The sequence below is a fragment of the Planococcus sp. 107-1 genome (assembly GCF_021513255.1).
Lineage (GTDB): Bacteria > Bacillota > Bacilli > Bacillales_A > Planococcaceae > Planococcus.
Genome location: NZ_CP090977.1, coordinates 955,303 through 974,005 on the forward strand (window position 1 = coordinate 955,303; position 18,703 = coordinate 974,005).

Here is an 18,703-nt window from a genome sequence, read left to right on the forward strand (position 1 = left end):
CCCCGAACCTTGGCAGATGCCTAGTTCGGGGGTTTTGAAATTATTTGCGCAAAGAGCCAAGTTCTTTAGCGATGGCTTGCATTTCATTTGGGGTAATATTGTCGCGGCTTTTGACCATTTCATATAAATCGAGCAGATCTTCGTACTGGGAATCATTGAAATGCTCAGATTTCATCGCATCCACATTGACCATGCGCAATTTAGTTTTGATCTCTTCGATCATAAAAGTAATATTTTCATTTGAAGGTTTTGATAGATCCATGATGGGTTCCTGCCTTTCGAAGGGTATAACCCATCATTTCACTGTTCAAAAAAAAGTCAATTGCCAGCCCGGGCTTCTGCTTTTTCTTCTTTTACTTTTTTGACAATGCGTCTTGTTTCGAAAGCGATGACTCCGGATAATCCAAGCAATCCGATCAAGTTCGGGATCGCCATAAGTCCGTTCATGATATCCGAGAACATCCAGATCAAATCAAGTGAAACCGTAGCTCCTACAAATACCATTGCAATGAAAGCAATGCGGTAGACAATAAGAAGAGCAGGGTTCTTGAATAAATATTGGAAACATTTCTCGCCGTAATACGACCATCCAATGATGGTAGAAGAAGCAAAGAAAATTAATCCGATGGCCACAACAATCGGTCCAATCGGTCCTAAGAATTGTTCGAAAGCAGCAGTTGTCAATGCCGAACCTTCCAGGGATTTATCCGTGTACATCCCTGACATAACAATCGTAATACCTGTGATTGAACAGATGATCAATGTATCGATAAATACTTGTGTCATGGAAACGAGTGCCTGGCGTCCAGGCATATCCGTTTTGGCAGCAGCAGCTGCGATAGGCGCAGATCCGAGACCTGCTTCGTTCGAGAATACTCCGCGAGCAACACCGTAGCGGATCGCTGCACCGATCGCACCGCCGACAGCCGCTTCGCCCGTAAAGGCAGAACTGAAGATAGTCGTGATGGCTGGCCAAATGAGCTCAAGATTCGTAAGCATGATGGCAGCTCCTGCAATGATATAGAACAATGCCATGACTGGAACAAAATAAGATGTAACTTTCCCGATCATCTTAACGCCGCCCAAAATAACTGCTCCAGCAAATAATGTTAGAATAATGCCTGTGACCCAAGTCGGCACGCTGAACGTGTCGCGTACGATGGCAGCTACTGAGTTTGATTGGGTGCCGTTTCCGATGCCGAAAGCTGCAATCGCTCCGAAAATCGCGAATAACACACCAAGCCATTTTTGTTTCAACCCATGTTCAAGATAATACATCGGTCCGCCGGCCATTTGCCCGTTAGCATCTGTGATCCGATACTTAACGGCCAAAACCGCTTCACCGTATTTCGTCGCCATACCGAAGAATGCAGAGAACCACATCCAAAATACAGCCCCTGGTCCACCTAGTACAACAGCTGTTGCCACTCCGACAATATTACCGGTACCAACAGTGGCTGCAAGAGCAGTGGATAAAGCTTGAAAGTGGCTGATATCCCCTTCAGAAGTCTTATCCTGATTTTTAGTGAAGACCAGCTTTAATGCATATGGCAGCATCCGAAGCTGAAGGAGGCCTAAGCGGACTGTCAAGTAAATACCTGTCCCGACAATCAGGACCAGTAAAGCTGGGCCCCATATAAATCCACTTATCTCGCCCAAAATATTTTCCAATTGCGTCATGCTCTCATCCCCTTTAGGTATCTAATCTAATTTGGCAGTTAAAATATTACCTCCTAAGATTTAATATTCCGAAAAATTAAACCGAGAGTCAAGACTTTTTTTAAAAAATAAAAACGGATGAAAGTTTAAAATTATGAAATAGAGGGAATTTCCATAAGAGATGTAAGTATCATATTCGATTGGGAGGAATTTAGGATGAGCCAAAACAAATTATTAACAGGATTATTAGTAGGGGCAGCAATGGGGATTATTGTATCCCTCTTCGACAAAAATACACGAAACGATGTAATGGACAAATCTAAGAAATTATCAAGCAATGCAAAATACTATGCATCAAACAGAGATGAACTAGTGTCAGCTGTCCAACAGCAGACGGAAAGAGTTCAAAATCTATATGCCCGCATTTCCGATGACGCCTCTTATGTGGGAGAAAAAGTTAACGAACTTAAAGAATTGACACCGCATGTGAAAGATATGGCTTTAGAAACAAAAGAAGCATTTGTTGATACGAAAGATGCAGTTCTTGATTCAAAAGATGATGTCTTAACTGCTTTGAAAGAAGATAACCCTTCTGCTTCTTCGTCATTAACAGATGACAGCAGTTCATCCTCTAACTCAAGCTCTGCAAAAAACGGGTAATTCCAATTAATAAGGAATCCCGGCAATCCGAAGAGCGTTCGAACAATTTGCAAGTAAGCCATGACGTAACTACGGTCAAAGGCTTCTTGAAAGAACTTGGCAAACGGATTAAAGTTATAGATGTTCAAGGACTGGGAGCGCAATTAGCGTTCTTTTTCCTGTTGTCTATTTTTCCTTTGCTTATTTTCTTAGTTACATTACTGCCGTATCTAAATCTTTCGTCAGACCAAATCTATGGCTTTTTGCAGGAAGTAGCTCCAGCTGAAGTCTACGCCATCATTGAAGAAACATTGCAGGATATTATGACCAATCAAAATGGCGGCCTGTTGTCATTTGGAATCATCGCAACGATCTGGTCAGCCAGTTTAGGGATGGATGCACTCATCAAATCTTTGAACTATTCTTACGGAGTAGAAGAGAACCGGCCATTTGTTATTGCTCGCGCTATGTCGATCCTTTCGACGATCCTCATGATTTTTATCATGATTGTGGCACTTGTCTTGCCGATTTTCGGCCAGCAAACCGGGCTCTTCCTTTCCTCGTTTTTAGGTTTGGAAGATAGTTTTCTGGAAGTATGGAGCCAATTGCGCTTCACGATACCGCCTTTGATCATCTTTGCAGTGTGTTCGGTCATCTATTGGGTAGCGCCGAATATCCGGCTGGATGTGCGAAGCGTGATGGTGGGAGCTGCTTTTACATCCATTGGGTGGATCACAGTTTCCTATATTTTTTCCCTTTACATCAATAATTTTGCTACTTTCTCTGCCACTTACGGCAGTATCGGGGGCATTATCATGCTGATGATCTGGCTTTACTTATCGGCGATGCTGTTGCTGGTCGGCGGCCAGATCAATGCCGTGATGCAGGGCAGGCGAAACAGCCTGGATCAGAAGCAAAAAGAAAAGCATTCATAAAAACGGTACCGATTAAAAAAGCTTCTCCGCCATCAAGATGTGATGGCGGAGAAGCTTTTTTACGGGATGTTCTTATTTTTCATCTTCTGGACGTGATTTAAATTGCTGCATTTTCTCATCAAGATCATCAACCATAGCAATTAAGCGATCGATATCTTCGAGTTCAGTGTTTTCTGGTTCAATGGCATCAAGGACTTCTAAAAACATATTCAATCGCTGTTTCATATAAGATACTTGCTGCTCTTTATTCGTAATGGATTTCCCCATTGGATACACCTCGTTTCGCTTGTTAATAGTAGCTGAAAAAGAGCGGAATTTCAACAATATATAGGCAAAATTAATTATTTATCAATTTTATCTATTTAGAATATTTACTTAATTTATTTTTTGTGTTAAGCTCATGTTAATTAAATGAGAGGGGAGGCCGAAGTGAATCGTCGAAACCAATCATTGTAGAGGGCAAAGGAGGGGGTTCGAACATTTCACCGGCAGCTTAGCCGAAGAAATTAATTATGGGTATAACAAAATTGGATATTATGAAAACATAAAGGTTCAGCCGCATTCTGTCATGCAGATACGGACTGAACCTTTTGTGGTTTAATATTCAAGTGGAGGGAACCAATTCATACGTTTCAATGATTTCGATTGAATCTTTTACACTTTGAACCATCGAGCAATTCTTCCGGGTCAATTCCATGACTCGCTCCATCTTGTTTTCATCGATATTTCCTTTTAAGGTAAAGTGAATATGCACTTTTGAAACCCGATCGGCTTCTTCCTCGACGCGTACCACTTCTTTCACTTCAATTTGAATATCTTCTGCCGGCATCCGCATTTTCTCCAACACTTTCCGCATCACCCCACCGCTGCACACAGCGAGCGACGAAACCAGCAATTGATATGGGCGGAAGCCATATTGTTCGTTGCCGGATATCGCCATTTCTCCAAAAGGCAATTTTCCAGTAAATCCATTTTCGTTCATTGAATAATTCATTTAGTTAACGCCTCCTTATGGTAAAATTGTAACTGAATTCTTACCGAAGTTAAACGAACCCGCTTTATCAAGGAGGCATCCATGAAAACATTTGTAAAAAGCGACCGCGCCAGGTTCTGGATATTGGTCGCCATTGTATCGATTTCAGGTTTTTCCCAGGGCATGCTCTTGCCGCTGATTGCGGTTATTTTTGAGCAGGACGGCATATCGTCAACCCTGAATGGCCTCAGTGCTACAGGCTTGTACATAGGAACATTGATCATCGCGCCTTTCATGGAACCGCAATTGCGGCGCTTCGGCTATAAGCCGTTGATTCTCCTTGGCGGAGGCCTGGTTATTGCCTCGCTGCTCTTATTTCCTTTATGGAAAAGCGTATTGTTCTGGTTTATTTTGCGTGTATTGATTGGAATTGGAGACCAAGCTTTGCATTTCTCTACACAAACGTGGATTACGAGTTTTTCGCCTCAGCACCGTTTGGGAAGAAATATTGCCATTTACGGCATGTCCTTTAGCGTAGGGTTTGGAGCAGGGCCATTGTTTGTTCCTTTAGTGAATATTTTTGAAGCGCTGCCCTTTATCATTTCAGGCATCCTTTGTCTGGTTGCCTGGTCATTAGTGTTCTTTTTAAGAAATGATTTTCCGGAAGTTTCAGGCGGCAGCATGGCAAGTACTGGAACTTTAGGCCGTTTTAAAGCGGCAATCATTATCGCTTGGGTCGCATTTTTGCCGCCGCTCGGATACGGTTTTTTGGAAGCATCTTTAAATTCCATCTACCCCGTGTATGCGTTGAGGCAGTCGATTGATGTTGGAATGGTTTCGATTATGCTTGCTGCGTTTTCATTGGGGGCTATTGCCACTCAATTGCCGCTCGGAAATTTAAGCGACCGGTATGGCAGAAGAAACGTTTTGATTGTCGCTTTATCCGGTGGAGCAATCGTATTTGGAATCGGCAGCTTTTTTGAAGAATATGCCTGGATCACTGTCGGATTTTTCGCCTTGGCAGGAATGTTTGTCGGCTCCACTTTTTCGTTGGGCATTTCTTTCATGGCCGATCTGATGCCAAAAGACTTGCTTCCGACAGGAAATTTGCTTTGCGGCATCGCTTTCAGCATCGGCAGCTTGACCGGGCCGTTTTTAGGCGGACTTTTCGTCCAACATTCGGGTGGGCTCAGTTTCTTATTGCTGATCGCAGCCATGCTGCTCGTCATTTTCTTGGTTATCTTCCTTTTCGGCGGAAAGAAAAAGAAGCGGCAGCGGAATACAGTTAAATGGAAAAAGGCACGGAAGCTTGGATGGCTTCCGTGCCTTTTCTTATTGTTTAGACTCCGGCAGCCAGATTCTTGGGTCATAAGCCGCCTCGCCTGTGCGGCAAATAGCGCCGCTTCGGCAATTCGTCTAATGTCCGGCGAATCTACACGGCTGCCTCCGCTTTTCTTATTTCAATACCAGTTTTGTCACCGATTCCACTTGCGCGGTTTGCGGGAACATGTCGACCGGTTGAATGTATTCAATCTTGTAGATCTTCGTCAATTGCTGCAAATCCTTCGCTAATGTAGAAGGGTTGCAGGAGGTGTAGACGAAACGCTTCGGCTTCACTTTCAAGATAGTCTGGATCAACGAGTCACCAAGGCCGGTACGCGGTGGATCTACCGTCAATACGTCAGGCGTGTAGCCATCCGTACGCCAGATTTCCAGCCATTTTTCGGCACTGCCGGTAACGTATTTCGCCGTATAGCCCAACTTTTTCGCATTGGCTTTCGCATCCACAACACTTTCATGGATCAAGTCCATGCCGCGTATTTCCTTCGCACGATCAGCGAGCCACATACCGATAGTCCCTACACCGCAATAAGCGTCAACGACGGATTCTGTACCTGTCAAATCTGCTGCACGTTTAATTTCATTGTAGAGGGTCACGGTCTGTGTCGGATTCAACTGGAAGAAAGCCCGGGCAGATAAATCGAAAGACAGTTCGCCAAGTTTTTCGTGAATCGTATCTTTCCCGTAAAGGGTGAAAGTCTCTTCGCCAAAAATTAAAGATGTTTTTTCTTTATTGACATTTTGGACGATGGACACGATTTTCGGATCCAAGTTTTTTAGAAGTTCCACCAGGAATTCTTTTTGTGGAATTTTAGCGCGCGTCGTAATCAGGACAATTTGGATTTCTCCTGTTTCCACTCCCGTACGGACAACAATTGTGCGGATGATGCCTTTCATCGTTTTGCCGTCGTAGATCGGAATCTTTAAATCTTCCAATACGCGTTTTACGTCATTCGTAATGCGGGTCGTGTTCGGATGTTGGACGATGCATTGTTCAATGTCCAATAATTGATGGGATCCTTCTGCAAACAGCCCGGCAATTACGCGATTTCCTTTCAAGCGTGTTTGGAACTGGCTTTTGTTGCGGTAATACCACGGGTCTTCCATGCCAATCGTTTTTTCGACTTGGACATTGACCCCTTTCAAATAGCGCTCCAACGCTTGAACAACCAAATCTCTTTTTTCAACCAATTGCTGGCCATACGTCATATGCTGCAACTGGCAGCCGCCGCATGAATCATAGATCGGACAAGGCGGCGTCTGGCGGTGTGGAGAAGGTTTGCGCAATTTTAAAATGCGGGCTTCGGCAAAATTCCGTTTGATGTTCGTGACTTGGGCAGTGATTTCTTCGCCAGGCAATGCGCCTTGAACAAAAATGACATTGCGTTTAAAGAAACCGATGCCTTCACCGTTGATTCCTAGCCGTTTAATCGTTAAAGGGAACTTTTGGCCTTCCTCGATTATGGGTTTATCGTTCATTTTTTCACGTCCTTTTTGTAATCATCCCTCCATTATAGTCTTATTTATAGATATCAGCCAGTGCCGATTGCAGACTGGGATAGTCGAATTGAAATCCGTGCCGCTCGAGTGCTTTCGGAAGAACACGCTGGCCTTCAAGGACGAGCCTGCTCTTATCCCCGAGTACCGCCTTTAGTGCAAATCCCGGAACTGGAATCCAATGGGGTTTATTCAGCGTTTTGCCAATCTGCTTGCCGAAATCTTTCATCGTTTTCGGGTTCGGGGCGGCGACATTAAAGGGACCGGAAAGCCCGGGAGTTTCGATAGCGAATTGGATGGCCCTTGCCGCGTCTTTGACATGGACCCATGACAGCCACTGCCTGCCGCTGCCCACAGTGCCGCCAACAAATAATTTATAAGGCAAAGCCATTAAAGGGAGGGCCCCATCTTTTTCACCAAGAATGATGCCAAACCTTGCAAATGCTACTCTTACGCCATAAACGGAAGCGTGGTCCGCGAGTTTTTCCCAATCGATTACGGTTTTTGCCAAGAAATCATTTCCTCTGTCGCCTGAAGCTTCTGTGTAGGTGACAGTCGTGGAAGCAGGGTAAATTCCAATCGCGCTTGCATTGATCAATACTTGCGGCTTTTTCTTCAGCTGATCGATGATGCGGATTAGCTCATGCGTCGATTCAATGCGGCTGCTGTAAATCTCTTTTTTCTGTTCGTCGCTCCACCGGCCGTCATTGATCGAACTGCCGGCAAGGTTAATGATGGCATCGATTCCTTCAAGTTCCCGTTCAGGCGCACTTCCGGCTTTTAGCCATTCCACATACTTCGTATTTGGTGTAGAAGGTTTCGGGTTTCGGGTCAAAATGTAGACGATGTGTCCGCCCACATGGAAAAGCCTTGTCAATTCTTTGCCGACAAAGCCCGAACCGCCTGTAATTGCTATCTTCATCATCATCCCTCCTGTTTCTACTATAGTACCCACAATCCATGCAATTAAGCTCTCAAAAGGGTATAATAATGGAGGAAGAGAGGTGCCGGTAAATGCCGATTATTTCGAAAATCACACAAGGCAAAAAGAATCCTGAAAGGTACAATATTTTCTTTGAGGATAAGTTTGCATTCAGTGTCGATGAAGCGGTACTTGTTAGGTATCAGCTCACCAAAGGAAAAGAACTGGACCAATGGACAATTGAAGAAATGGCTTTCGAAGACCAAATTCGCAAAGCCTACAATAAAGCCCTTCATTACCTTGGCTTTCGGATGCGAAGCGAAGGGGAAGTGCGGACGAAACTGAAAGAAAAAGAGTTTGGGGAAGCTGTCATCGATGAAGCCATCAAAAAGCTCTATGAGCACAAGTTTCTCGACGATCGGGCTTTTTCAGAAGCATTGATGCGGACCCAAATGAATTCAGGCAAAAAGGGACCGCGAGCCATCCAGCAGGATATGCAAAAGAAGGGGATTGATAAACAGATGCAAAAAGAAGTTTTAGATTCCTATACCGAAGAAGAGCAGCTGGAGATTGCCAGAGGACTCGCCGAAAAGATTGCCGCTAAAGAAAAAATGAAAACCCCGAGCCAGGTAAAACAGAAAATCAGTGATTTCCTGATGAGAAAAGGGTATTCCTATACTTTAATCAGCCAAGCTATCGAGGGGTTGGAACTTGAAAAAGACGAAGACCAGTGGACCGATATTGTCACTGAACAAGGCGATAAATTGTGGCGGAAGCACAGCCATAAATTGACGGGCTACGATTTGAAATCAAAAGTTAAGCAAGGCCTTTATCAAAAAGGCTTTCCTGCAGAAGTGATCAATGACTACTTGGATAAAAAGGAGCAAGAAAATGACGGATGACAAACGCTATAGCCAAATGGATGAAAATGAATTGCGCAATGAAATTGCCAGACTGAAAGAAAAAGCAAGAAAAGCGGAGCAATTGGGCATCATTAATGAATTTGCCGTACTTGAGCGAAAAGCTGTAATGGCTGCTGCTTATTTGATGGATCCGAAAGACTTCAAAAAAGGCGAAGTCTATCGCATCGAAGGAGATCCGAATGTCTATTTCCAAATCGACTATTTAAAAGGCCGATTTGCATGGGGATACCGGATGGGTGGAGAAAAGCATACAGAAGCGCTGCCAATTTCCATGCTGCGGCCGTTAAAGGAAGGGAAGTAAACCGATGAATGAAACGATTGATCAGCTAGTAACGGAATTGCTTGAAAAAAACGCGAATCTCTCAGAAGAAAAGGCACGGACTTGGATTGAACTGCTCGTCTCAGATTTTGAAGCCTCTTATGCCAAAGCAGGCTACGATTACCAAGGCACAGCTGTTGTAGAAAAAGTCATTCGCCAATGGATTTCAAGCTACGGCGATAAAATCCATGAATTTGCCGGGACCAATCCCAAATACGCACATCTTCTAGAAGAGTAAAAAAACGCACACAATGCTGTGTGCGTTTTTCTATGGTTCACTAGTTGTGGCTAAAGTCGAGTTTTTTTCTTAACTTATCTTCGCTGAAGATCCAGCCCGTATAGGAATTGAGGACTTTGCATTTTTCATCTAGATGGGCAACTGCCACAAATGGATAGTAATCGTTGCTCCGGTAGCGAAGGTCGATCAGGCGCACTTCATAGATGGCATCGTATTTTGTGATTTCCCAGCGGTAGAGCGGAGAAAAAGAGACGAAAGCCGCCAGATTCTTGTCTTTCATCGCTGCCTGGAATAAATTCGAATCAGGCAGCGGCTTTTTCATGAACTTGTCGTAAATATTGATCGAACGTCCGTAAGCACGGCCGACGTAATGGTGGGTGGCCGTATCAGCAGCGATGCGCCATTGGAAAAAGCGCATCGTCGGTGCGACAATGATATTTGTCGTACCCGGAATGGTATGCTGTACCGCTTTTTTAACCGCATGTTGGACCGCAAATCGGGCTACATAATAGAAAAACAGGATGATGTATAAAATCGCCATGGTCCATACAGGATTTGCACCAAAGGCCCAACACATCAAAGCGAGTAAATGCGCACCGAATATGATGGGATCAAAAGTATTGATTACGCCTAAAGCAACCCATTTATTGGAAATCGGCCGCAATGCCTGCGTTCCATATGAATTGAAAATGTCGACAAATACATGCAAAAATACCGCTAAAAATGTCCAAAGCCATAAATGGAGAAGATTGGCTTCCGGGAAAATCAGCCATAAAGCGCCCGAAATTAAAATCGGCCACAGCAAAACGGCCGGTATGGAATGAGTCACTCCACGGTGATGGCGGATATAGACCGCGTTGTCTCTAAGTTTAAGAACCGTATCGATGTCCGGCGCCTGTGAACCGATGATGGTTCCAGCAATGACTGCTGTTGTGGTAATTGTGCTTCCGGCGACTGCCGAGTCTGCCATGGCAAGGCCGCCAAGGGCTATTCCCATGACGATATGCGTTCCAGTGTCCATAGGCGCGCCCCCTCTCTAATCATATAAAAGCGTCGTCTTAATTTTGTTTCTGACTTACACTCGTTAACGCACTTTATTACAATATATACCCGCTATGAAAGGCGGATAATCAAAACGAACGGAGGCAATCCCCATAGAATTCAATAAAAGTTTATTTCAACAGGATTTAATTCAATGGTTTTCAGCAGAGAAGCGAGATTTGCCATGGCGTCGAACAGCCGATCCCTACCAAATTTGGATTTCTGAAATTATGCTGCAGCAAACACGGGTCGATACCGTCATCCCATACTATAAACGCTTTGTCGAAAAATTTCCCACGTTATATGATTTGGCAGCAGCAGATGAAGAAATTCTGCTGAAACAATGGGAAGGGCTCGGCTATTATTCACGCGCCCGGAATCTCCAGGCTGGAGTAAAAGAAGTGGCGGAGAAATATGGCGGAATTGTTCCGTCAAACCGGCAGGACATTTCTGCCTTAAAAGGTGTCGGCCCTTATACGGCTGGAGCCGTTCTGAGCATTGCTTACGGTATCCCGGAGCATGCAGTGGACGGGAACGTGATGCGTGTCTTGTCAAGGATCCTCTTGATCGAAGAAGATATCGCTAAACCGAAAACCCGGAAAATTTTCGAAGAGTCGGTAACTGACATCATCAGCCATGAAGACCCTTCTTCTTTTAACCAGGGGCTAATGGAATTGGGTGCGCTGATTTGTACACCGACTACCCCGAAATGTTTGCTTTGCCCGGTGCGGGAACATTGCGCAGCTTTTCATGAAGGAAAACAGCAAGAGCTGCCGATCAAGACAAAAGCGAAAAAGACGAAAGCGTATCAATTCGCTATGCTCGCCATCGAAAAAGACGATAAAGTTTTAATGGAGAAACGCCCATCAACAGGATTGCTTGCAAATATGTGGCAATTCCCGATGTTGGAAGTGACTGCAGAAACACTTCCGCTTGAAATTGAAGAGCAGCTTTCTGAAAGTTTCGCGGGTGAAATACAGTCGGCAGAAAAATTTACTTCTTTTAAACATGTGTTTTCTCATTTAACATGGAATGTGGATGCTTACACAGCAAAAGCAGGGGATTTAACATTGCCTGCCCATATGAGATGGGTGACAGCTGAAGAATTGGAATTGCTGCCGATTGCAGGCCCAGCCCAGAAAATGAAAACAGCTTTATTACAAAAAGGAGATGTTTGAACATGGCAGAACAAAAAGTGGCATTAGTAACAGGGAGCAGCCGAGGTCTAGGAAAAGCTTTGGCGATTGCACTCGCTGAACAAGGCTATGATATTGTGGTCAACTACGCGCGAAGCAAAAGTGCAGCGCTTGATACGGTGAAAGAAATTGAAGCAAGAGGACAAAAAGCATTATTAGTCCGTGCGAATGTCGGAGATGTCGATAAATTGCGTGCCATGTTCGAAACCATCAAAGAAGAATTTGGCCGCTTGGATGTATTCGTATCGAATGCAGCATCCGGCGTTTTGCGCCCAATTATGGAACTCGAAGAAACTCATTGGGACTGGACGATGAACATTAATGCAAAAGCAATGCTATTCGGTGCGCAGGAAGCAGCGAAATTAATGGACAAAGGCGGAAAAATCGTTGGTGTCAGTTCTCTTGGGTCGATCCGCTATTTGGAAAATTATACGACAATCGGCGTGTCAAAAGCTGCCGTGGAATCGATTACGCGTTATTTGGCCGTAGAACTTGCACCAAAAGGAATTTCGGTCAATACAGTTTCTGGCGGCGCATTGGATACGGAAGCATTAAAACATTTTCCGAACCGCGAAGAATTGTTGAATGATGCGCGCGTCAACACGCCTGCTGGCCGCATGGTGGAAATTGATGACATGGTGAAAACCGCTTTATTCTTGATTTCGGACCAGGCCGATATGATCCGCGGACAGACGATTATTGTCGATGGCGGACGCTCAGTCATGTTGTAAGCCTTTAGCTTAGCCGGCTTTTTACTGTATGTTTTCAGAATTGATTGATATAATGATGAAATAGCAGAAAATATATAAACGGCTTAGACGAAAAGGTGTGATAGACATGGCGGTTCCCACTGAGGGAGAAACGATACAGATCCACAGCTACAAACACAACGGCCGAATCCACCGTGTCTGGCAAGAAACAACGGTATTGAAAGGAACGAACAACATCGTAATTGGTGCAAATGAGCGGACGATGGTAACCGAATCCGATGGAAGAACATGGATTACGCGGGAACCTTCCATCTGCTATTTCCATGCGGAGCATTGGTTCAATATCATTTGCATGCTTCGTGACGACGGCGTTTATTATTATTGCAATGTCAGTTCTCCATTTGTTTATAATAACGGATCATTGAAGTATATCGACTATGATTTGGATGTTAAAGTGTTTCCTGATATGTCGTACACCTTGCTGGACGAAGATGAATATGAAGATCATAAAAGGCAGATGGGCTATCCAGAAGTGATCGACCAAATCCTCCACCGGAACGTGGAGAAATTGATCGGCTGGATTAAACAGCGAAGAGGCCCCTTTGCCCCTGACTTCATTGAAGTTTGGACGAGCCGCTATGAATTCCATAGGCAGTACCGGCTCACTGAGTGAAATGAAAACCTGTTGCCAGCCAACAGGTTTTTCATTTTGAAGAGATTGGAGTGAACAGATTGAGCCCGACAAAACGCTATATGCAATTTGTAAAACCGTATTATTGGCAAATTGCATTAACCATCGTGATTGGGATTTTTAAATTCGCGATTCCCTTATTCATTCCGCTGCTGATCAAAATCGTGATTGACGACATTATTGGGGCAGAAGGATTATCAAGTGATGAAAAACTGACCCAGCTGTATTTATGGCTGGGGGGAACGGCGATTTTATTCTTTCTATTGCGTCCGCCGATTGAATATTACCGGCAGTATTATGCCCAATATGTCAGCAATAAAATCCTGTACGACATCCGGCAGCATCTTTACGGACATCTGCAGCGCTTAAGTCTGCGCTACTACGCCAACACACGTGCAGGTGAAATCATCTCACGCGTCATCAATGATGTAGAGCAAACGAAGAACTTTGTGATGATCGGCTTAATGAATTTATGGCTGGACCTTGCTACGATTTTAATCGCAATCGGCATCATGCTGACAATGGATGTGCCGCTGACACTCGTGGCGCTCTTGGCATTCCCGTTCTATGCATTCAGCGTCAAATACTTCTTTGGAAGATTAAGAGATCTTACCCGGGAACGTTCGCAGGCACTTGCCAATGTGCAGAGTTATTTGCATGAACGGGTCCAAGGGATGAGTATCATTAAAAGCTTTGCCTTAGAAAAGCATGAACAAAAGATTTTTGATGAAACGAACGACGGATTTTTAGAAAAAGCGATCGACCATACAAAATGGAACGCGAAAGCATTTGCGGTCGTTAATACGATTACCGATATCGCCCCATTATTGGTCATCGGTTATGCAGGATACCAAGTCATCCAAGGAAACCTGACCCTAGGTACGATGGTTGCCTTTATCGCCTATATCGAACGCCTTTACAATCCGCTTCGCCGTCTCGTCAACTCATCGACGACATTGACGCAATCTTTTGCTTCGATGGACCGCGTCTTTGAACTGGTCGACGAAGAATACGAAGTGACGGATAAGGAAGGGGCGAAGGATTTAGGGATTGTGGATGGAAAGCTTGAGTTCAGAGGGGTTTCCTTCCATTACAATAATGGAGAGACCGAAGTGCTCTCGAATTTGAATTTCACGGTGAAACCTGGTGAAACCGTAGCCTTTGTCGGAATGAGCGGCGGCGGAAAGTCGACGATTGTTTCGCTTATCCCGCTTTTACGATGTGACGGAAGGCGCCATTTTAATGGATGACCATGACTTGAAAGATGTCACCATCCATACGCTGCGCGACCAGATCGGTTTGGTTTTGCAAGATTCCATCCTTTTCAGCGATTCGGTTAAATCCAATATTTTAATGGGGAAACCAGGAGCCAGTGATGAAGAAGTGGTTGCAGCTGCTAGGGCAGCGAATGCGCATGACTTTATCGAAATGCTTCCAAACGGCTACGGTACAAAAGTCGGTGAACGCGGCGTGAAATTATCAGGCGGCCAAAAGCAGCGTATCGCGATTGCACGCGTCTTCCTAAAAAATCCGCCGATTTTAATTTTGGATGAAGCAACTTCTGCCTTGGATTTAGAAAGTGAAGCGCTGATCCAGGATTCCTTGGAGCGCCTAGCCCACGACCGGACGACATTGATTGTCGCCCACCGTTTATCAACGATTACCCATGCAGACCAAATTCTCGTGATTGACCACGGGAAATTAGAAGAGAGAGGCACTCACGATGAACTGATGAAAAAACAGGGAGTGTACTATAATTTATTCCAAGTTCAACATTTTAATTGATAGTTCTTTAGACCCTCGGACATTTCGAGGGTCTTTTTTTGATATGTATCATAAAAAGAGCTTTATATCTAAAAAAGCTATTGCAATAATACTAATCTTACGTATAATAAAAACACATAGAATTTTCTGATTTAATCAGCGATTATAAGGGGTGACACCATGAGAGAACGGAAAACCATACTGGACGTTAAAGGATTGAAGACATCTTTTTTCACAGATGATGGAGAGATTCCAGCTGTAGACAATATTGATTTTCATATACGTGAAGGCGAAGTTCTAGGCATCGTCGGCGAGTCAGGGTGCGGGAAGAGTGTTACATCTTTATCAATTATGGGCCTTGTGCCAAGCCCTCCTGGAAAAATTACAGGGGGAGAAATTTTATTTCAAGATAAAGATTTGACGAAATTGAGCGAGAAAAAAATGCGTGCAATCCGTGGGAATGATATCGCAATGATTTTCCAGGAGCCGATGACATCGCTTAATCCTTTGTTTACCATCGGTGATCAGTTACGCGAAGCGATTAAAATCCACAAACGCGACTGGTCAAAGAAACAGATTCAGGAACGGGCAGTCGAAATGATGAAATTAGTCGGCCTTCCCCGTGCGGAAGACTTGATGAAAGAATATCCTCACCAATTGTCTGGCGGCATGAGGCAGCGTGTCATGATTGCCATGGCTTTGCTGTGTGATCCGAAAGTCTTGATTGCCGATGAACCGACAACTGCACTTGACGTAACCATCCAAGCCCAAATTTTAAAATTGATCAAAAACTTGAACGAAACCTTAAATACGGCCGTGTTGTTGATCACCCATGATTTAGGGGTTGTGGCAGAGACTTGCGAACGGGTCATTGTCATGTACGCAGGAAAAGTAGTGGAAGAAGGGCCAGTACATACCATTTTCAAAGATCCGCAGCATCCATATACAAGAGGGCTGTTAGAGTCTGTTCCGGATATGCGTTTTAAAAAGGAACGCTTGTATTCTATTCCAGGAAATGTGCCGAAGCCGGGATCGATTCGGACCGGCTGCAAGTTTGCTGCCAGATGTGAATTTGCATTTGACCGCTGCATAAACGAAAATCCTGACCTCTATCAGACAGCGGATGACCATCAAACCCGCTGCTTCCTATTTGATCCGAAGGAGGTTCAGGCTCATGACCGAACCGTTGTTAAAAGTTGAAGGCTTAAAAAAATATTTTCCGATTAAATCAGGGATCCTTGGGCAAGTGAAAAATCACGTTAAAGCTGTCGATGATGTTTCCTTCGTGGTCCATGAAGGCGAAACGCTTGGGATCGTTGGAGAATCGGGCTGTGGGAAATCTACTACTGGCCGCATGTTGATGCGTTTGCTTGAGCCGACAGAAGGCAAAGTGTTTTTCGATGGCCAAGAGCTGACGAATCTTTCAAACCATGAAATGCGAAAAGCGCGAAGAGACATCCAAATGGTTTTCCAGGATCCGTACGCGTCATTAAATCCGCGTCATACGATTGAGAAAATCTTGATGGAGCCGTTGAATGTCCACGAAATCGGCGATCCGAAAGAACGCAAAAAGAAAGTCCATGAATTTTTGGAGATTGTTGGTTTGAGCAGTTACCATGCAAAACGCTATCCACACCAATTTAGTGGAGGGCAGCGCCAACGCATCGGAATTGCCCGGGCATTGATGACAAATCCTAAATTGATCATTGCCGATGAGCCGGTTTCAGCTCTGGATGTATCCATTCAAGCGCAAGTTCTCAACTTAATGCAGGATCTGCAAAAAGAGTTGAAACTTACTTATATCTTCATTGCCCACGACCTAGGAGTTGTTCGCCACATTAGTGACCGGGTAGGCGTTATGTATTTAGGGCAGATGGCGGAATTGGCTGATAGCGAATCGCTGTATGAGAAGCCGCTTCATCCTTATACGCAAGCCTTATTGTCTGCAGTTCCGGTGCCAGATCCAGATTTTGTCCGTGAGCAAGTGGTCATCAAAGGAGACGTGCCGAGTCCGGCAAATCCGCCGAGCGGCTGCAGATTCCATACTCGCTGTCCATTCAAGATGGATATTTGTGAATCCACGGTGCCAATTTTTGCGGAAGTTGAGAAAGGTCATTCTGTAGCCTGCCATCTTTATAAAGAGTCCAGGCCGCAATGATAATATATAACACAAAATGGAGGGGTAGATTTGAGAAAGAAAAAGCTCGTATCACTGGCAATTTTGATGCTTCTGTTGATTTCCACGGCATTGTTTGGCTGTAGTTCAAACGATTCTTCTGGCGATAACGGCGGGGATAGTGGAGATAGCGGCGACAGCGGAGATTCTGCTGAAGAAAAAGTATTAATTTTCGGCCGAGGCGGAGATTCCGTATCACTTGATCCGATTGCAGTAACAGACGGTGAATCTTTTAAAGTTACGAAAAACATTTTTGATACATTAGTGAACTTCGGTGAGCAAGATACAGAAATCCATCCTGCCCTAGCGACAGAATGGGAAGCTGCTGAAGACGGTTTGACTTACACGTTCCAATTGGAAGAAGGCGTTAAATTCCATGACGACACTGACTTCAATGCGGAAGCGGTTGTAAAGAACTTTGAGCGTTGGGCTGCGGGAGATGCAGATAAATTCCCTTACTACGCTTCAATGTTCGGCGGTTTTGGAGATGAAGAAGGCCACGTAATCGAATCAGTTACTGCAACTGGAGATTACGAAGTTGAATTCAAATTAAAACGTCCACAGGCACCATTCTTGAAAAACTTGGCAATGAGCCCTTTCGGAATTGCTTCACCTACAGCTTTTGAAGCTGCTGGAGACAAATTCGGAGACCAGCCAGTAGGGACAGGTCCATTCAAATTTGTTGAATGGAAACGCAATGACTCCGTAACAATCGAAAAATTCGATGGTTATTGGGTTGAAGGCGAACCGAAGCTTGACCAAGTCATCTTCCGTTCAATTCCTGATAACTCAGCTCGTTTGAATGCATTATTGTCAGGTGAAATCGATTTGGCAGACGGCATCACGCCATCTGATTCCGAAACAATCGAAAGCGATGAGAACCTGCAATTATTCGAGCGTCCATCTATGAACGTCGGCTACCTTGGGTTGACAGTTACACGCGAACCTTTCGATGATCCTAAAGTTCGTCAAGCAATGAACTATGCAATTGATAAGCAAGCGATTGTTGATGCATTCTTCGAAGGCCGTGCTGATGTAGCGGCTAACCCGATGCCATCAGTAATCAGCGGATACAATGAAGAAATCGATCCATACCCATATGATCCAGAAAAAGCAAAAGAATTACTAGCTGAAGCAGGTCTTCCAGACGGTTTCGAAATGGAACTTTACGCAATGCCGGTTCCACGTCCGTATATGCCGGATGGCCAAAAAGTCGCTGAAGCAATTCAAAAGAATTTGGCTGATATTAACGTAAAAGCTGAAATCGTTTCATTCGAATGGGCTACTTACCTTGAAAAAGCTGCAAATGGAGAAGCGGATGCTTTCCTATTAGGTTGGACTGGGGATAACGGCGATGCCGACAACTTCCTATATGTATTGCTTGACCAAGACAATATCGGTTCAAACAACTACACATACTACGAAAACCAGGAATTGCATGATCTGTTTATCCAAGCACAAACTGAAGTGGATGAAGAAGTACGAAATGACTTGTACAAACAAGCTCAGGAAATCATCCATGAAGACGCTCCATGGGTACCGCTTGCACACTCTACACCGTTGTTAGCTGGCGGCAAGAATGTTGTGAACTTCAAAGCGCATCCAACTGGCTCTGATAAATTGGCTTCTGTAGATTTAGAGTAGGCTTTTTAAGAGGAGAGGTCGTCATGATTTCTCCT

General features: G+C 44.5%; 19 protein-coding genes and 1 pseudogene. 13 read left to right on the plus strand and 7 right to left on the minus strand.

Features of this window, described 5'->3' with window-relative positions:
* Nucleotides 1-40: 40 nt before the first annotated feature.
* Together L0M13_RS05030 and L0M13_RS05035 are read right to left on the minus strand one after the other, a co-directional pair.
* On the minus strand, nucleotides 41-262 hold the full coding sequence (locus L0M13_RS05030) for a DUF1128 domain-containing protein (protein ID WP_235198601.1): 222 nt from the start codon (nucleotides 260-262) through the stop codon (nucleotides 41-43).
* A 56-nt stretch (nucleotides 263-318) separates the two neighbouring features.
* Nucleotides 319-1,680 (minus strand): alanine/glycine:cation symporter family protein, encoded by a 1,362-nt coding sequence (locus tag L0M13_RS05035; RefSeq protein ID WP_235198602.1) that lies wholly within the window; start codon nucleotides 1,678-1,680, stop codon nucleotides 319-321.
* A gap of 195 nt (nucleotides 1,681-1,875) precedes the next feature.
* Between L0M13_RS05035 and L0M13_RS05040 the strand changes: the two genes are divergently transcribed.
* Both L0M13_RS05040 and L0M13_RS05045 read left to right on the plus strand, forming a co-directional pair.
* The gene (locus L0M13_RS05040) at nucleotides 1,876-2,319 is read left to right on the plus strand and encodes a YtxH domain-containing protein (RefSeq protein ID WP_235198603.1); all 444 of its coding nucleotides are present in this window, start codon (nucleotides 1,876-1,878) and stop codon (nucleotides 2,317-2,319) included.
* Between the two features lie 47 nt (nucleotides 2,320-2,366).
* Nucleotides 2,367-3,233 (plus strand): YihY/virulence factor BrkB family protein, encoded by an 867-nt coding sequence (locus L0M13_RS05045; protein ID WP_235198604.1) that lies wholly within the window; start codon nucleotides 2,367-2,369, stop codon nucleotides 3,231-3,233.
* A gap of 72 nt (nucleotides 3,234-3,305) precedes the next feature.
* Here the strand turns inward: L0M13_RS05045 and L0M13_RS05050 are convergent, their stop codons facing one another.
* Both L0M13_RS05050 and L0M13_RS05055 read right to left on the minus strand, forming a co-directional pair.
* Nucleotides 3,306-3,500, minus strand: a complete 195-nt coding sequence (locus L0M13_RS05050; protein ID WP_052652402.1) for an SE1561 family protein — start codon at nucleotides 3,498-3,500, stop codon at nucleotides 3,306-3,308.
* Between the two features lie 337 nt (nucleotides 3,501-3,837).
* Nucleotides 3,838-4,227 carry an OsmC family protein gene (locus L0M13_RS05055; RefSeq protein ID WP_235198605.1) on the minus strand — a complete coding sequence of 130 codons (390 nt, stop codon included), beginning with the start codon at nucleotides 4,225-4,227 and terminating at the stop codon, nucleotides 3,838-3,840.
* 81 nt (nucleotides 4,228-4,308) lie between these two features.
* Between L0M13_RS05055 and L0M13_RS05060 the strand changes: the two genes are divergently transcribed.
* Nucleotides 4,309-5,778 (plus strand): MFS transporter, encoded by a 1,470-nt coding sequence (locus tag L0M13_RS05060; protein WP_235198606.1) that lies wholly within the window; start codon nucleotides 4,309-4,311, stop codon nucleotides 5,776-5,778.
* Here L0M13_RS05060 and rlmD read toward each other — a convergent pair.
* Together rlmD and L0M13_RS05070 are read right to left on the minus strand one after the other, a co-directional pair.
* The gene (rlmD, locus tag L0M13_RS05065; RefSeq protein ID WP_235198607.1) at nucleotides 5,662-7,026 is read right to left on the minus strand and encodes a 23S rRNA (uracil(1939)-C(5))-methyltransferase RlmD; all 1,365 of its coding nucleotides are present in this window, start codon (nucleotides 7,024-7,026) and stop codon (nucleotides 5,662-5,664) included. The genes L0M13_RS05060 and rlmD overlap by 117 nt on opposite strands.
* Nucleotides 7,027-7,066: 40 nt before the next feature.
* Nucleotides 7,067-7,966, minus strand: a complete 900-nt coding sequence (locus tag L0M13_RS05070) for a TIGR01777 family oxidoreductase (protein ID WP_235198608.1) — start codon at nucleotides 7,964-7,966, stop codon at nucleotides 7,067-7,069.
* Nucleotides 7,967-8,058: 92 nt separating this feature from the next.
* Between L0M13_RS05070 and recX the strand changes: the two genes are divergently transcribed.
* From recX to L0M13_RS05085, 3 genes are read left to right on the plus strand one after another with little or no spacing between them, the layout of a single operon-like run.
* Nucleotides 8,059-8,868, plus strand: a complete 810-nt coding sequence (gene recX, locus L0M13_RS05075; protein ID WP_235198609.1) for a recombination regulator RecX — start codon at nucleotides 8,059-8,061, stop codon at nucleotides 8,866-8,868.
* On the plus strand, nucleotides 8,858-9,190 hold the full coding sequence (locus tag L0M13_RS05080) for a YfhH family protein (RefSeq protein ID WP_235198610.1): 333 nt from the start codon (nucleotides 8,858-8,860) through the stop codon (nucleotides 9,188-9,190). Before recX ends, L0M13_RS05080 begins: the two co-directional genes overlap by 11 nt.
* Before the next feature lie 4 nt (nucleotides 9,191-9,194).
* A complete protein-coding gene (locus L0M13_RS05085; protein ID WP_235198611.1) occupies nucleotides 9,195-9,446 on the plus strand; it encodes a YfhJ family protein in 252 nt (83 codons plus the stop codon).
* A 40-nt stretch (nucleotides 9,447-9,486) separates the two neighbouring features.
* Here L0M13_RS05085 and L0M13_RS05090 read toward each other — a convergent pair whose 3' ends face one another.
* A complete protein-coding gene (locus L0M13_RS05090) occupies nucleotides 9,487-10,467 on the minus strand; it encodes a metal-dependent hydrolase (protein ID WP_235198612.1) in 981 nt (326 codons plus the stop codon).
* A gap of 199 nt (nucleotides 10,468-10,666) precedes the next feature.
* Here L0M13_RS05090 and mutY point away from each other — a divergent pair, with 199 nt between their 5' ends.
* The 7 genes and pseudogenes from mutY (at nucleotide 10,667) to L0M13_RS05125 (ending at nucleotide 18,668) form a co-directional block, all read left to right on the plus strand.
* Nucleotides 10,667-11,665, plus strand: coding sequence for an A/G-specific adenine glycosylase (gene mutY / locus L0M13_RS05095; RefSeq protein WP_235198613.1), 999 nt, complete (start codon nucleotides 10,667-10,669; stop codon nucleotides 11,663-11,665).
* 2 nt (nucleotides 11,666-11,667) lie between these two features.
* Nucleotides 11,668-12,414, plus strand: a complete 747-nt coding sequence (gene fabL, locus L0M13_RS05100; RefSeq protein ID WP_235198614.1) for an enoyl-[acyl-carrier-protein] reductase FabL — start codon at nucleotides 11,668-11,670, stop codon at nucleotides 12,412-12,414.
* A 106-nt stretch (nucleotides 12,415-12,520) separates the two neighbouring features.
* The gene (locus L0M13_RS05105; protein ID WP_052652382.1) at nucleotides 12,521-13,066 is read left to right on the plus strand and encodes a nucleoside tri-diphosphate phosphatase; all 546 of its coding nucleotides are present in this window, start codon (nucleotides 12,521-12,523) and stop codon (nucleotides 13,064-13,066) included.
* Between the two features lie 59 nt (nucleotides 13,067-13,125).
* Nucleotides 13,126-14,869 (plus strand): annotated as a pseudogene (locus tag L0M13_RS05110) (ABC transporter ATP-binding protein).
* A 159-nt stretch (nucleotides 14,870-15,028) separates the two neighbouring features.
* Nucleotides 15,029-16,048 (plus strand): ABC transporter ATP-binding protein, encoded by a 1,020-nt coding sequence (locus L0M13_RS05115; RefSeq protein WP_235198615.1) that lies wholly within the window; start codon nucleotides 15,029-15,031, stop codon nucleotides 16,046-16,048.
* Complete coding sequence (locus L0M13_RS05120; RefSeq protein ID WP_235198616.1) at nucleotides 16,023-17,006, plus strand: ABC transporter ATP-binding protein; 984 nt, start codon at nucleotides 16,023-16,025, stop codon at nucleotides 17,004-17,006. Before L0M13_RS05115 ends, L0M13_RS05120 begins: the two co-directional genes overlap by 26 nt.
* Nucleotides 17,007-17,036: 30 nt before the next feature.
* The gene (locus tag L0M13_RS05125) at nucleotides 17,037-18,668 is read left to right on the plus strand and encodes an ABC transporter substrate-binding protein (RefSeq protein ID WP_235198617.1); all 1,632 of its coding nucleotides are present in this window, start codon (nucleotides 17,037-17,039) and stop codon (nucleotides 18,666-18,668) included.
* The last annotated feature ends 35 nt before the right edge of the window (nucleotides 18,669-18,703 follow it).